This is a genomic window from Parageobacillus caldoxylosilyticus (assembly GCF_019272935.1).
GTDB lineage: Bacteria > Bacillota > Bacilli > Bacillales > Anoxybacillaceae > Saccharococcus > Saccharococcus caldoxylosilyticus.
This window is the reverse complement of the sequence record NZ_CP040553.1, coordinates 2611213-2624035: the sequence shown is the minus strand read 5'-3', so window position 1 is coordinate 2624035 and position 12823 is coordinate 2611213. Positions and strand designations below refer to the sequence as shown.

Annotated in this window: 10 protein-coding genes; 1 reads left to right on the top strand and 9 read right to left on the bottom strand. The window is 46.2% G+C overall.

Going from position 1 to position 12823, the window contains the following annotated elements:
• Nucleotides 1-17 precede the first annotated feature (17 nt).
• Nucleotides 18-503: a LiaI-LiaF-like domain-containing protein gene (locus tag BV455_RS13310; RefSeq protein ID WP_218687269.1), complete on the top strand. Its 486-nt coding sequence runs from the start codon at nt 18-20 to the stop codon at nt 501-503.
• A 101-nt stretch (nt 504-604) separates the two neighbouring features.
• Here the strand turns inward: BV455_RS13310 and yihA are convergent, their stop codons facing one another.
• The 9 genes from yihA to leuB form a co-directional block, all read right to left on the bottom strand.
• On the bottom strand, nt 605-1186 hold the full coding sequence (gene yihA / locus BV455_RS13305; RefSeq protein ID WP_042406505.1) for a ribosome biogenesis GTP-binding protein YihA/YsxC: 582 nt from the start codon (nt 1184-1186) through the stop codon (nt 605-607).
• Nucleotides 1183-3519, bottom strand: a complete 2337-nt coding sequence (lon, locus tag BV455_RS13300) for an endopeptidase La (protein WP_033313765.1) — start codon at nt 3517-3519, stop codon at nt 1183-1185. The genes yihA and lon overlap by 4 nt, the downstream gene beginning before the upstream one ends.
• Before the next feature lie 289 nt (nt 3520-3808).
• Nucleotides 3809-5479 (bottom strand): ATP-dependent protease LonB, encoded by a 1671-nt coding sequence (gene lonB, locus BV455_RS13295; RefSeq protein ID WP_017435483.1) that lies wholly within the window; start codon nt 5477-5479, stop codon nt 3809-3811.
• A gap of 117 nt (nt 5480-5596) precedes the next feature.
• Nucleotides 5597-6862, bottom strand: a complete 1266-nt coding sequence (gene clpX / locus BV455_RS13290; RefSeq protein WP_017435482.1) for an ATP-dependent protease ATP-binding subunit ClpX — start codon at nt 6860-6862, stop codon at nt 5597-5599.
• Nucleotides 6863-7089: 227 nt separating this feature from the next.
• The gene (gene tig, locus BV455_RS13285; RefSeq protein WP_017435481.1) at nt 7090-8376 is read right to left on the bottom strand and encodes a trigger factor; all 1287 of its coding nucleotides are present in this window, start codon (nt 8374-8376) and stop codon (nt 7090-7092) included.
• Nucleotides 8377-8555: 179 nt separating this feature from the next.
• Nucleotides 8556-9539 carry a tetratricopeptide repeat protein gene (locus tag BV455_RS13280; protein WP_042406604.1) on the bottom strand — a complete coding sequence of 328 codons (984 nt, stop codon included), beginning with the start codon at nt 9537-9539 and terminating at the stop codon, nt 8556-8558.
• A gap of 114 nt (nt 9540-9653) precedes the next feature.
• Entirely contained in the window at nt 9654-10247 is a 594-nt protein-coding gene (gene leuD, locus BV455_RS13275) for a 3-isopropylmalate dehydratase small subunit (protein WP_017435479.1), read from the bottom strand.
• A 13-nt stretch (nt 10248-10260) separates the two neighbouring features.
• Entirely contained in the window at nt 10261-11676 is a 1416-nt protein-coding gene (gene leuC, locus BV455_RS13270; protein ID WP_017435478.1) for a 3-isopropylmalate dehydratase large subunit, read from the bottom strand.
• A gap of 19 nt (nt 11677-11695) precedes the next feature.
• Entirely contained in the window at nt 11696-12811 is a 1116-nt protein-coding gene (leuB, locus tag BV455_RS13265) for a 3-isopropylmalate dehydrogenase (protein WP_218687268.1), read from the bottom strand.
• Nucleotides 12812-12823: the final 12 nt, after the last annotated feature.

The window sequence follows — 12823 nt, the reverse complement described above, 5'->3', positions numbered from 1 at the left end:
GAAACTGGGAGGAACCGATGAAAAAACACGCGACGTTCTCTGGCATTATTCTTGTTGGACTGGGCGTTTACTTTTTGGTGAATCAGCTTCACTCCTCATTTTCACATCTTTTTCAAGATTGGCCGGCGCTGTTAATGATTTTCGGAGCGGCGCTGATCGGCCAGGCGTATTCTGCCCGTGAATACCAACATCTTTTTCCAGGCATCCTTTTGTTTGGATTCGGACTTCACATTTTATTTGTCCATTGGTTCAAACAATGGCCAAATCATATCGGCGTCTTTTTCTTTATCATTGCGATAGCGTTTTTCATTAGCTCCTTAAAAGTAAAAAACGGGCTTGGCCAAGGCTTCTTTTTTTTGGCATTAGCCTTTATTACGTTGTTTTCCAAACAATTTCAGCCGCTGTTTTATATCGTCGAAACAGGCATCACATCGATTTGGAAGTTTTGGCCGCTTGGGCTAATCCTTGTTGGTATATACATATTATTGGTAAAGCGGAAATAATCCATGCAAAAAACACCAGCTTGATGAACGCTGGTGTTTTTCTCGTGAACTACCCGCCACCTGCGCTTCGCTTAGAAGTGGGAGACTTCTTTCGGGATATGTTAAAGAAATCGCTCCAATGCCGCCCATGCTTCCTCTTTTCCTTGCCCTGTTTCCGCCGAAAACAAGATCAATTCATCGCCGTCTGCCATCTTCAACGTTTCGCGCACTACTTTTCTATGCTTCTGCCACTTCCCTTTTGGAACTTTATCCGCTTTTGTGGCAATAATGATCGTCGGAATATCATAATGCTTTAAAAACTCATACATCATGACATCATCTTTCGTCGGCGGATGGCGCAAATCAACGATCAGTACCACCGCGCGCAGCTGCTCTCGTGTCGTAAAATACGTTTCCATCATTTTGCCCCATGCTTCCCGCTCTGATTTCGACACTCGCGCAAAACCGTATCCTGGGACATCGACAAAGTAGAGCGACTCATTAATTAAATAAAAGTTTAATGTTTGCGTTTTTCCCGGTTTCGATGAGGTACGTGCTAAATTTTTTCGGTTCACCATTTTATTAATAAATGAAGATTTGCCGACGTTTGAACGCCCGGCGAGCGCAAACTCCGGCAAGTTGCCGGCTGGATATTGCTCCGGCTTTACCGCACTGATGACGATTTCCGCTTTGGTCACGTTCATGGCCGATCCCCTACCAACGCATGTGGCAATACTTCATCGAGATGGGAAACAAGAACAAATTGCAAATCTTTTTTTACCACATCAGGAATATCGTCTAAATCTTTTTCATTGTCTTTTGGCAAAATGACTTTTTTCAAGCCGGCGCGATGGGCGCTTAACGTTTTTTCTTTTAATCCGCCGATTGGGAGAACGCGGCCGCGCAGCGTGATTTCTCCCGTCATGCCAACAAAACGGCTTACCGGCCGGCCTGTTAAGGCGGAAATCAGCGCAGTTGCAATCGTAATCCCGGCCGATGGCCCGTCTTTCGGCACCGCGCCTTCGGGAACGTGAATATGAATATCGTATTTTTCATGAAACTCTGGATCGATGCCAAGCTGTTCGGCCCGCGAACGTACATAGCTAAATGCCGCTTGGGCTGATTCTTTCATGACATCTCCTAATTTTCCGGTCAGCACCAGCTTTCCTTTTCCCGGAGCCAGCGACACTTCAATCGATAACGTATCGCCGCCAAACGCTGTGTAGGCAAGCCCCGTCGCCACGCCGACTTGATCTTCCAATTCTGCCTGCCCGTAACGGTATTTTCTTTTGCCTAGAAATTCTTCAATATTTTTTTTCGTGATAATAACGCGCTTTTTCTCTTCCGCGACAATCAGGCGCGCCGTTTTTCGGCAAATCGCGGCCAGCTGCCGCTCCAATTCGCGCACCCCTGCTTCCCGGGTATAATGGCGGATGATATCAAGCATCGCCTCATCGCGGATTTGCAAAGCCGATTTTTTGAGTCCGTGCTCTTTCAGCTGTTTTGGCAGCAAATGACGTTTCGCGATTTGCAGCTTTTCCACTTCCGTATAACCAGGAATGTGGATGACTTCCATCCGGTCTAAAAGCGGCTGCGGAATCGTCGTTAAGTTGTTCGCCGTCGCGATAAACATAACTTTCGATAAATCATAAGGTTCTTCAATGTAATGGTCGCTGAACGTATGGTTTTGCTCCGGATCGAGCACTTCCAAGAGCGCTGCGGACGGGTCGCCGCGAAAATCGCTCGACATTTTATCGATTTCATCAAGCAAAAATACCGGATTAATCGTCCCCGCTTTTTTCATTCCTTGAATAATCCGCCCTGGCATCGCGCCGACGTAGGTGCGGCGATGGCCGCGAATTTCCGATTCATCGCGGACGCCGCCTAAAGAAATGCGAACAAAGCGGCGGTTGAGCGCTTTTGCAATCGAACGAGCCAGCGATGTTTTTCCAACCCCCGGCGGCCCTGCCAAACAAAGAATCGGGCCTTTTAACGATTTCGTCAGCTGCTGCACAGATAAAAATTCCAGCACCCGCTCTTTGACTTTTTCAAGACCGTAATGATCTTCATTTAATATTGTCTCCGCTCGTTTAATATCGTGAATGTCTTCCGTCTGTTTCGACCACGGAAGGGCAATCAGCCAGTCTAAATAGTTGCGGATGACTGCGCTTTCCGCCGAGGTCGCCGGGATTTTTTCGTAGCGGTCCAGCTCTTTGAGCGCGGTTTCTTTTACATGGCTAGGCATGCCGGCCGCTTCGATTTTTTCTTTTAATGTTTCGACTTCCCCTGCTTTGCCCTCTTTTTCGCCTAGTTCTTTTTGAATCGCCTTCATTTGCTCACGCAGATAATATTCTTTTTGCGTGCGCTCCATCGACTGTTTGACGCGCATGCTGATTTTTTTCTCAAGCTGAAGAACTTCTTTTTCATTATGTAGAATTTGAATGATTTTATTGATTCGCTCTTTTATATCAATCGTTTCAAGAATACGCTGTTTTTCTTCAAGTTTCAGCGGCAAATGGGAAGCGATAATGTCAGCCATTCGTCCCGGCTCATCAATATCGACAATCGAAGCATAAATATCCGCAGATAACCGTTTCGACAAGTTTATGTACTGTTCAAAATATTCGAGCATCGTCCGTTTTAACGCTTCATCTTCTAAATCCTTTGCAGAACGATCAACAAATTTTTCCACTTTTACAACAAAATATGGTTCTTCGCTGACTACCTCGGTAATAAATGCCCGCGCCATTCCCTCCACTAACACGCGAAACGTTCCGTTCGGAAGCTTCAGCAGCTGTTTTACGCGAGCAAGCGTCCCCATTTTATACAAATCATCCATATCCGGTTCATCGACGGAAACATCTTTTTGCGATGTCAATAAAATGATATGATCCTCGACCATCGCCTGCTCAAGCGCTTTTACCGATTTCTCCCGTCCAACATCCAAATGCAATACCATCGTTGGAAAAACAAGCAATCCCCTTAGCGGCAAAAGGGGAACGACAAGCTCCTTTTTCTTCACCACGAACACCTCCATATCTTGCTTCTATTCGTCTATTGTATAGCACGGCAGTACAATTTGTAAAATTCCATGACGCAATTGGGCTCGATCTATTTCCTCACAAATCACTCACTATTTTTGGCGGACAACACAGTCAGCCTAAAGGACGTTCTTCGTTCGCATGCGAAGGCGGAAAAGCTATTCCTGAACAAAACGCCTAATGTCAAAATCCGCTTTTTCTTGTGAACCTCTTGTTTAAGAATATAATACAAAGAAAAACCGACTTCGACATCTTTTTTGTTTCGTCGAAGTCGTCACATTACGGTCACACGCTCTTCGTTTCGGAGCGATCGGCAGCCGCAGGAATGGCATCGTTCGGCAAGGCGGCCTCTTCGCCAAATACGTGCGAAAATACTTCCTCTAAACGGCGAACCGGAATGATTTCAATCCCTTCTACTTCCTGTAAAATCGACTGCATATTTTCGGCCGGAATGATCACTTTTTTTGCCCCAGCCTGTTTCGCCGCCTTGATTTTTGGAAAGATTCCTCCGACCGGCTTAACATAACCGCGAATGCTGATCTCCCCTGTCATGGCTATGGTACAATCAACAGGCAGCTGGTAAATCGCGGAATAAATTCCGGTCGCAATGGCAATTCCCGCCGATGGTCCGTCAATGGGCACCCCGCCTGGAAAATTCACATGGATATCATAGCGGTCCGCCGGCACTCCCATCGCCCGCAATACGGTGATGACATTTTCCGCCGACCCTCTTGCCATGCTTTTGCGGCGAATCGATTTTTCCCGGCTTCCGATGCTTTCTTCTTCGACGATGCCAGTGATATTGATGGTTCCTTTTTCTTTTGCCGGCAGCGCAGTGACTTCAATTTCCAAAAGCGCGCCAGTATTCGGTCCGTATACCGCCAGACCGTTAACAATCCCGACTGACGGCGTTCCTGCAATTTTCTTTTCATACCGAGGTGACAATTGACTCGAGTGAATGACCCATTCAATATCTTTATCTAAAATCTTTTCGCGGTTTTCGGAAATGGCAATCCCCGCGGCAATTTGCATGATATTGACCGCTTCCCGGCCGTTGCGCGCATAGGACGCAAGAATACGAATTCCATTTTCTGACACTTTCAACCGGATTTTTTCCGCCGCCTTTTTCGCAATAAGCGCAATTTCATCTTGGTCCAGTTCGCGGAAAAATACTTCTAAACAACGTGAACGAATCGCTGGCGGAATTTCATTCGGCGTTCTTGTCGTCGCTCCTACAAGACGGAAGTCCGCCGGGAGGCCGTTTTGGAAAATGTCGTGGATGTGGCTCGGAATTTGTGGATTTTCCTTGCTGTAATAGGCGCTTTCAAAAAATACTTTGCGATCTTCCAATACTTTTAATAATTTATTCATCTGAATCGGATGAAGCTCGCCAATTTCGTCAATAAACAAAACTCCGCCGTGCGCATTGGTGACCGCGCCTTGTTTCGGCTGCGGAATGCCTGCTTGGCCCATTGCCCCGGCACCTTGATAAATTGGATCGTGCACCGAGCCGATTAACGGATCGGCGATGCCGCGTTCGTCAAATCGCGCTGTTGTGGCATCCAACTCGACAAACACGGCGTTTTTCTTAAATGGAGAAAGCGGATTTTTTTTCGCTTCTTCCAACACAAGGCGGGCTGCTGCCGTTTTTCCAACGCCAGGAGGTCCGTAGATAATGACATGCTGCGGATTTGGGCCGCATAATGCCGCTTTAAGCGCTTTAATTCCATCTTCCTGTCCAACAATATCCTCAAAACTTTTCGGTCGCACTTTTTCCGCCAACGGCTCAGTCAGGGAAATGGACCGCAGTTTCCGCAGCTGCTCCATTTCTTTTCGGGATTCCTTGTCAATGGAAACTTTTTGCACCCGCTGGCTTTTCAGCAGATTCCAAAAATAAAGGCCGATAATAATCCCGAAAAACAATTGTATCAATAACACAACGTTTGTCCAATTCATTTGCTGAAATCCTCCTGCCTTCAAATAGTATGTAGTATGATAGTATCTCCGCGAACAGGCAGGAATAAACAAAAAAAGAAACCGCCTTATCAATAAAGGCAGTTTCCTTCTGACTGATTATGCCGATGTTTTCCGTTCTTGTTCCACAACGGTGCCATCGTGGCGAATTAATTTTGGCGGCTTATTATCGCGAACCGTTTCGAGCGTAATAATGCATTTTTGCACGTCTTCACGGGACGGAAGCTCGAACATGACATCAAGCATAATGCCTTCAATAATCGAGCGAAGGCCGCGCGCCCCTGTTTTCCGCTCAATCGCTTTTTTCGCGATTTCTCGCAATGCTTCCTCTTCAAATTCGAGTTCGACTCCATCGAGCTCCAACATTTTTTGGTATTGTTTGACAATCGCGTTTTTCGGTTTTGTCAAGATATCGATCAGCGCTTGCTCATCAAGCGGCTCTAATGTAGTAATCACCGGGAGACGGCCGATAAATTCTGGAATCAACCCAAACTTTAATAGATCCTCCGGCAGAACTTTGGACAGTAAATTCTTCTCGTCCACGTCTGACTGCTGCATGTCAGCGCCGAATCCGATTACTTTTTTCCCTAGACGGCGCTTAATTATCGGCTCAATCCCATCAAACGCACCGCCGCAAATAAATAAAATGTTCGTCGTATCAATTTGAATAAACTCTTGATGCGGATGTTTGCGGCCGCCTTGCGGAGGAACGCTTGCAATCGTCCCCTCTAAAATTTTCAGCAGCGCCTGCTGCACCCCTTCACCAGATACATCGCGAGTAATGGATGGATTTTCCGACTTACGGGCGATTTTATCGATCTCATCGATATAAATGATGCCTTTTTCCGCCCGCTCTACATCGTAGTCGGCTGCCTGAATCAGTTTCAGTAAAATGTTTTCTACGTCTTCCCCAACATATCCGGCTTCCGTCAGCGATGTCGCGTCGGCAATCGCAAACGGCACGTTCAAAATGCGCGCCAATGTTTGCGCCAGCAGCGTTTTTCCGCTTCCTGTCGGCCCGATCATTAAAATGTTGCTTTTCGATAATTCAACATCATCGATTTTACTGCCGGAATTAATGCGCTTATAGTGGTTGTAAACGGCCACCGCCAGCGATTTTTTTGCCTCATCCTGGCCGATGACATATTCATCTAAAATTTCGCGAATTTCCATCGGCTTTGGCACATCTTTAAATTCGAATTCTTCTTCATTGCCCAGCTCTTCTTCCACAATTTCCGTACAAAGCTCGATGCACTCGTCACATATGTATACGCCTGGACCGGCAACGAGCTTGCGCACTTGATCTTGCGTCTTTCCGCAAAACGAACACTTTAACTGTCCTTTCTCATCATTAAATTTAAACATTTGTTTCACCCCTTGCTCCGAAATCGCACCACTTGTATGTATTTTATTTCCTTTGCAAAACTTCGCCGACAAAACTTATGTATTCGTCATTTTATCATAAATTATCCTCAAAAGGCTAATGAAAAAAATATAATTCGTTAGAAAAATTAGAAAATTTTTTATCACACCCCATTTTTTGTTATAAAGAACAAGGCACGAACGTCTCGCGCCTTGTTCTCTATAATATATTATGCCGCAACTTTGCTATGCTCTACAAGAAAATCAACCGTTTTGCGCCATTTTAAATCTTCTTTGACGCCTTCTAGGCTTCCTAATAGCTCTTTTAATTTTCCGACTTCCAAATTATAGGCTTTTGCCATTTTTTCCAATTCTTCGTTGACTTCTTCTTCTGTTACTTCAATATTTTCTGCCTTTGCGATTGCTTCAAGCGTCAAGGCAACGCGGACGCGTTTTTCGGCATCTTCTTTCATTTGCTCGCGCAAAGCTGCTTCGTCTTGACCAGAGAATTGATAGTAAAGGTCAAGGTTTAGCCCTTGCATTTGCAAACGTTGATCAAACTCGCGCAACATACGGTCGGTTTCATTTTTTATCATCACTTCTGGAATATCAATTTCGGCATTTTCCGCCGCTTTTTCGACCAACGCGTCGCGCAGCGCTGCTTCTGCTTCATTCTTTTTCGCTTCTTCTAGTCTTTTGCGGATTTTTTCTTTTAATTGTTCCAGCGTTTCTACTTCATCGTCCACATCTTTGGCAAATTCGTCGTCTAATGCCGGAAGACGTTTTTCTTTTACTTCATGCACTTTCACCTTAAATGTTGCCGGCTTGCCCGCCAACTCTTTCGCATGATATTCTTCCGGGAATGTCACTTCAATTTCTTTTTCTTCTCCTGCTTGCATGCCGATCAACTGATCTTCAAATCCCGGAATGAATGTGCCAGAGCCGATTTCGAGCGAGTAGTTTTCCGCTTTGCCGCCTTCAAACGGCTCGCCGTCAACAAATCCTTCGAAGTCGATTACTGCGGTGTCGCCGTTTTCAATTTTGCCATCCTCTTTGACGACAAGCTCTGCATAGTTTTCTTGCAGACGTTTTAATTCCTTTTCTACATCTTCATCGGTCACTGTCGTATCCATTTTTTCTACTTCTAATCCTTTATATTGGCCTAATTTCACTTCCGGCTTCACCGTTACTTTTGCTTTAAAAATAAGGTTTTTTCCTTTTTCCATTTGCTCAATATCAATCTCCGGAATATCGACAGGCTCAATTCCTGCTTCTTCGACCGCTTTGGCATATGCTTCCGGCAATAAAATGTCTAATGCGTCTTGATATAAAGCTTCGACACCAAAGCGTTTTTCAAAAATCACGCGCGGCACTTTGCCTTTGCGGAATCCTGGAAGTGTAATATTTTTCACTACCTTTTTAAATGCTGCATCCAAGCCTTCATTTACTTTTTCCGCGTCCACTTCAACCGTAAGAACGCCCTCGTTTCCTTCGAGTTTTTCCCATTTGACTGACATAATATTCCCTCCAACCAAAAATCATTATAAATAAAAAAGGCGGAAGATAATGAAACGGCTCCGGTTTTCATTATCTTGTTATCTTTCCCATATATGTAGTGAAACATACAAAAACATATACGCAATACAGCCATTATATTATAACATACAACAATAATGTTTCAATATGAAGTAAGCGATTAAAAGTAGGAAAAATTCTCTATTTCGCAAAGTTTGTCGCAAAGCGGGGCGATCTCTTCCCCTGAAACACCATATCGGGCAGCAATTTTCTCCATCGCTGCAGGCACTCCTTGAAATTGGCAAGCAACAAAATGAAGCGCCGCCATCCATGCTTTGCTTGCGGCAGGCTCGGGAGAAAACGGATAAAGAACATACGTGTAACGAAGCCAAATCTCTGCCGCAACATCATACAAGCCTGGATTTTCGCTTGCGAGGCAATGTTCCAGACGCTCGAGCAGTTCTGCCGCAAACGCGGTTTCCGCTTGTTCGTTTAACAGCGCCGGCGTCACTTCGATTCTTTTTCCAAATTTTTCAACTATCACGACATCATCAATCTTTTTTAACGTAAGCAAACGCAGCAGCATCGTTTTGACGATCGGGCTGTTTGTTTCATTGACTAAATATTGCTTTAATTGAGGAAGTACAGGAACAATATCTTCCTTCTCCAGCTGCCTGATTACATGCATATGTTCCGTTATATCGCTTGACTCGAGCAACCTCTGCACTTTCGCTTGTTCGGCAGGAGGCAACGGGCGTTTATTCATTTTTTGGACGAAACGAAACAGGTTTAGCAAGTTTTCCCGTAAGGAAGCAGGAAGAGGATGATGACGCAGCGCATCGCGGATGACCGTTTCTGCTTGTTCATACCGGTGCGTTTGCATTAAGATGGACAAATACATTTGCAATAAATCCATATTCCCTTCATTTTCCTGCAACAATACGCGCAAGCGGCGCTCCGCTTCATGGAAATTCCCTAGTTCATAATGGCAGACGGCTATGCTGAGCTGGACGGAAAAACGGCGCTCCCCAAGCTGCTCTGCCTCGCTGAAAAAATAAAGGGCTTCCTCGTACCGTTTCGCCTGCAATGCCTCCAGTCCTTCTTCCACAAGCCGTTCCTTTACGCGCGGAAACAAAATAACTTTTCCGTTTTTATCCTTGTTCATCTTCGCCCGCTCCAATAAAATTTTTGACACAAGTGTAACAAGTTTTCCGGCAAGATACAAGCAAAACATGCAAAAAGCTGTTCCAACGTTTTTTGTCGGAACAGCTTTCCACCGTTACGGCATCGGGCAGTGCTTTCTTTCGTATTCAGCGATATACGGCTCATAAACGAAAGTCAAATCGATTTCATCCCAGCCTTTTAATAGGAGCTGTTTGCGGTATGGATCAATAGCAAACGCCCGCGCAAATCCGTGATCGTCATATACCTGTTGCTTTTCCAGCGAAATCGTTAATTCGTAATCCGCCTTTTTGCTTTCCCGCAATAAATATTCCACATCTTCTTTCGCCAGTTGAATCGGCAGCAGCCCATTTTTTAAACAGTTGTTGTAAAAGATGTCGGCAAACGAAGGAGCAATAATCGCCTGAAATCCGTAATCTTGCAGCGCCCATGGCGCGTGTTCGCGCGAGGAACCGCATCCAAAGTTTTCGTTGGCAACGAGAATCGTGGCTCCTTCGTTTTCCGGCCAGTTCAGCTCAAAAGCAGGATTCGGTTTTTCTCCGTCGATATAGCGCCAATCGTAAAAGAGAAACTTGCCGAACCCGGTTCGTTCAATTCGTTTTAAAAACTGCTTCGGAATAATTTGGTCTGTATCAATGTTGGCGCGGTCGATGCCGGCTACTTTCCCTTTATGAATGGTAAATGGCTTCACACGTTTCCCCTCCTTAATGGACCGGTTCTTTCTTCAATTTGCGCACATCGACAAAATGTCCGTAAATCGCAGCAGCCGCCGCCATCGCCGGGCTGACTAAATGCGTTCTTGCTCCTTTTCCTTGCCGTCCCTCAAAGTTTCGGTTTGATGTGGAAGCGCAATGCTCCCCTTCCGGAATAATATCCGGATTCATTCCTAAACAGGCGCTGCAACCGGAGTCGCGCCATTCGAATCCCGCATCGATGAAAATTTGCGCTAATCCTTCTTCTTCTGCCTGTTTTTTCACTTGCTGCGATCCCGGAACGACGAGGGCGCGCACTCCTTTCGCCACTTTTTTCCCTTTGACGATTTTTGCCGCTTCACGCAAGTCGCTGATGCGCGAGTTCGTACAGGAACCGATAAAAACGTGCTGCACCGGAATTTCCGTAATCGGGGTTCCCGGCTTCAACCCCATATATTCCAACGCGCGGCGCACGGCTTTTTGTTCCGTTTCGCTTGCAAACTCTTCCGGATGTGGCACCGTTCCATCGACAGAGGTGCTCATCGACGGATTTGTTCCCCACGTGACCATTGGCGCAATTGTTGAGGCATCTATTTCAATCGTTTTATCGTATTCGGCTCCTTCATCGGTTGCCAAAGCGCGCCAGCGTTCCACCGCTTTTTCAAACTCTTCCCCCTTTGGAGTGTATTTGCGGCCCCGCAAATAGGCGAATGTCGTTTCATCCGGACTTACTAGACCGGCGCGCGCTCCCGCTTCAATCGACATGTTGCAAATCGTCATTCTTTCTTCCATCGACATATTGCGGATGACTTCACCGGTAAATTCGATGATATATCCGGTGCCGACGCCGACCCCATAACGCCCGATGATCGCTAAAATAACATCTTTTGCCGTAACCCCTTCACCTAATTTTCCATCGATGCGTATTTGCAGCGTTTTCGGCTTATGCTGCCAGAGCGTCTGCGTAGCAAGTACATGTTCGACTTCGCTCGTTCCAATTCCGAAAGCGAGCGCCCCAAACGCCCCGTGTGTGGATGTGTGGCTGTCTCCGCAAACAATCGTTTTCCCCGGCTGTGTCAAGCCAAGCTCCGGACCGATGACATGGACAATTCCTTGTTCTTCGCTGTATAAATCAGCAAGCGGAATCGAAAATTCGCGGCAGTTGCGTTCTAGTGCGGCAATTTGATTTCGCGCCACTTCATCGGCAATGACAAAGCGATTCACCGTTGGAACGTTATGATCCATGGTGGCAAAGGTCAAATCAGGGCGGCGCACTTTCCGCCCTTTTTGCCGCAATCCTTCAAACGCCTGCGGAGAGGTGACTTCGTGCACTAAATGCAAGTCGATATAAAGCAAATCCGGCTTTCCGTCTTCCCGATAAACGACATGGTTTTCCCAAATCTTATCAATAATCGTTCTCGGCTTCACTACTTTCACCTCGCATGTGTTATGCATATACAGCCATAATGTGGGAAATCGTTTGATGGTCTAAAATTACCGTTTTAATTTCATTCACCATTTCATCTGTGGAAACCACCCGTTGTCCTTTCTGCGCGATATCCGCCGTCCGCAATCCCGCTGCCAATACTTGTTGCACCGCTTTTTCCACCGCCTCTGCTTCTTTGGAAAGTCCGAAAGAAAGACGGAGCATCATCGCGGCTGATAAAATGGCCGCAATCGGATTCGCTTTATTTTGTCCGGCAATATCCGGCGCAGAACCATGAATCGGCTCATACAAACTCGGTCCTGAAGCCGATAAACTTGCCGACGGCAGCATGCCAAGCGAACCAGTCAGCATCGATGCCTCATCGCTTAAAATATCGCCAAACATGTTTTCTGTCACGACCACATCAAACTGCTGCGGAGAACGGATCAGCTGCATGGCCGCATTGTCGACAAGCATATGTTCAAGCGTGACATCTGGAAACTCTTGTGCCACTTCTTCGGCAATCTCCCGCCACATTCTGCTCGATGCCAGCACATTCGCTTTATCGACTGATGTCACTTTTTTCTTTCGCTTGCGCGCCAGCTCAAACGCTACTTTTACAATCCGTTTAATTTCTTCCTTTTTATATAGAAGCGTATCTACCGCTTTTTCTTCTCCGTTTTCGACCATTCGCCCGCTCGGCTTGCCGAAATACAGCCCTCCAGTTAATTCGCGGACGATGACTAGGTCGACTCCTTGAATGACTTCCTGTTTTAATGGCGAAGAATCCGTTAAACTATCGTAAAATTTCACGGGCCGCAAATTGGCAAACAAATTCATCTCTTTGCGAATTTGCAATAATCCTCTTTCCGGACGCAGATGTGGAGGATGTTGATCCCATTTCGGACCGCCGACTGCCCCGAGCAATACCGCGTCGCTTTCCCGGCAAAGAGCAAGCGTTTCCTCTGGAAGCGGCGTACCTTTTTGATCAACGGCAGCCCCGCCAATCCATCCATATGCAAACTCAAAATGATGTCCAAAACGAGTTTCAATCGCCTTTAAAACTTCAACAGCTCCCTTTGTTACTTCTTTACCGATTCCATCTCCCGGCAATACGGCAATCCGATAATTTCCCATGCTGTTTCCCTC

Coding starts and splice junctions, on each gene's coding strand:
- BV455_RS13310 (WP_218687269.1), top strand. CDS start 18: ATGAAAAAACACGCGACGTTCTCTGGCATTATTCTTGTTGGACTGGGC.
- yihA (WP_042406505.1), bottom strand. CDS start 1,186: ATGAACGTGACCAAAGCGGAAATCGTCATCAGTGCGGTAAAGCCGGAG.
- lon (WP_033313765.1), bottom strand. CDS start 3,519: ATGGAGGTGTTCGTGGTGAAGAAAAAGGAGCTTGTCGTTCCCCTTTTG.
- lonB (WP_017435483.1), bottom strand. CDS start 5,479: ATGAATTGGACAAACGTTGTGTTATTGATACAATTGTTTTTCGGGATT.
- clpX (WP_017435482.1), bottom strand. CDS start 6,862: ATGTTTAAATTTAATGATGAGAAAGGACAGTTAAAGTGTTCGTTTTGC.
- tig (WP_017435481.1), bottom strand. CDS start 8,376: ATGTCAGTCAAATGGGAAAAACTCGAAGGAAACGAGGGCGTTCTTACG.
- BV455_RS13280 (WP_042406604.1), bottom strand. CDS start 9,539: ATGAACAAGGATAAAAACGGAAAAGTTATTTTGTTTCCGCGCGTAAAG.
- leuB (WP_218687268.1), bottom strand. CDS start 12,811: ATGGGAAATTATCGGATTGCCGTATTGCCGGGAGATGGAATCGGTAAA.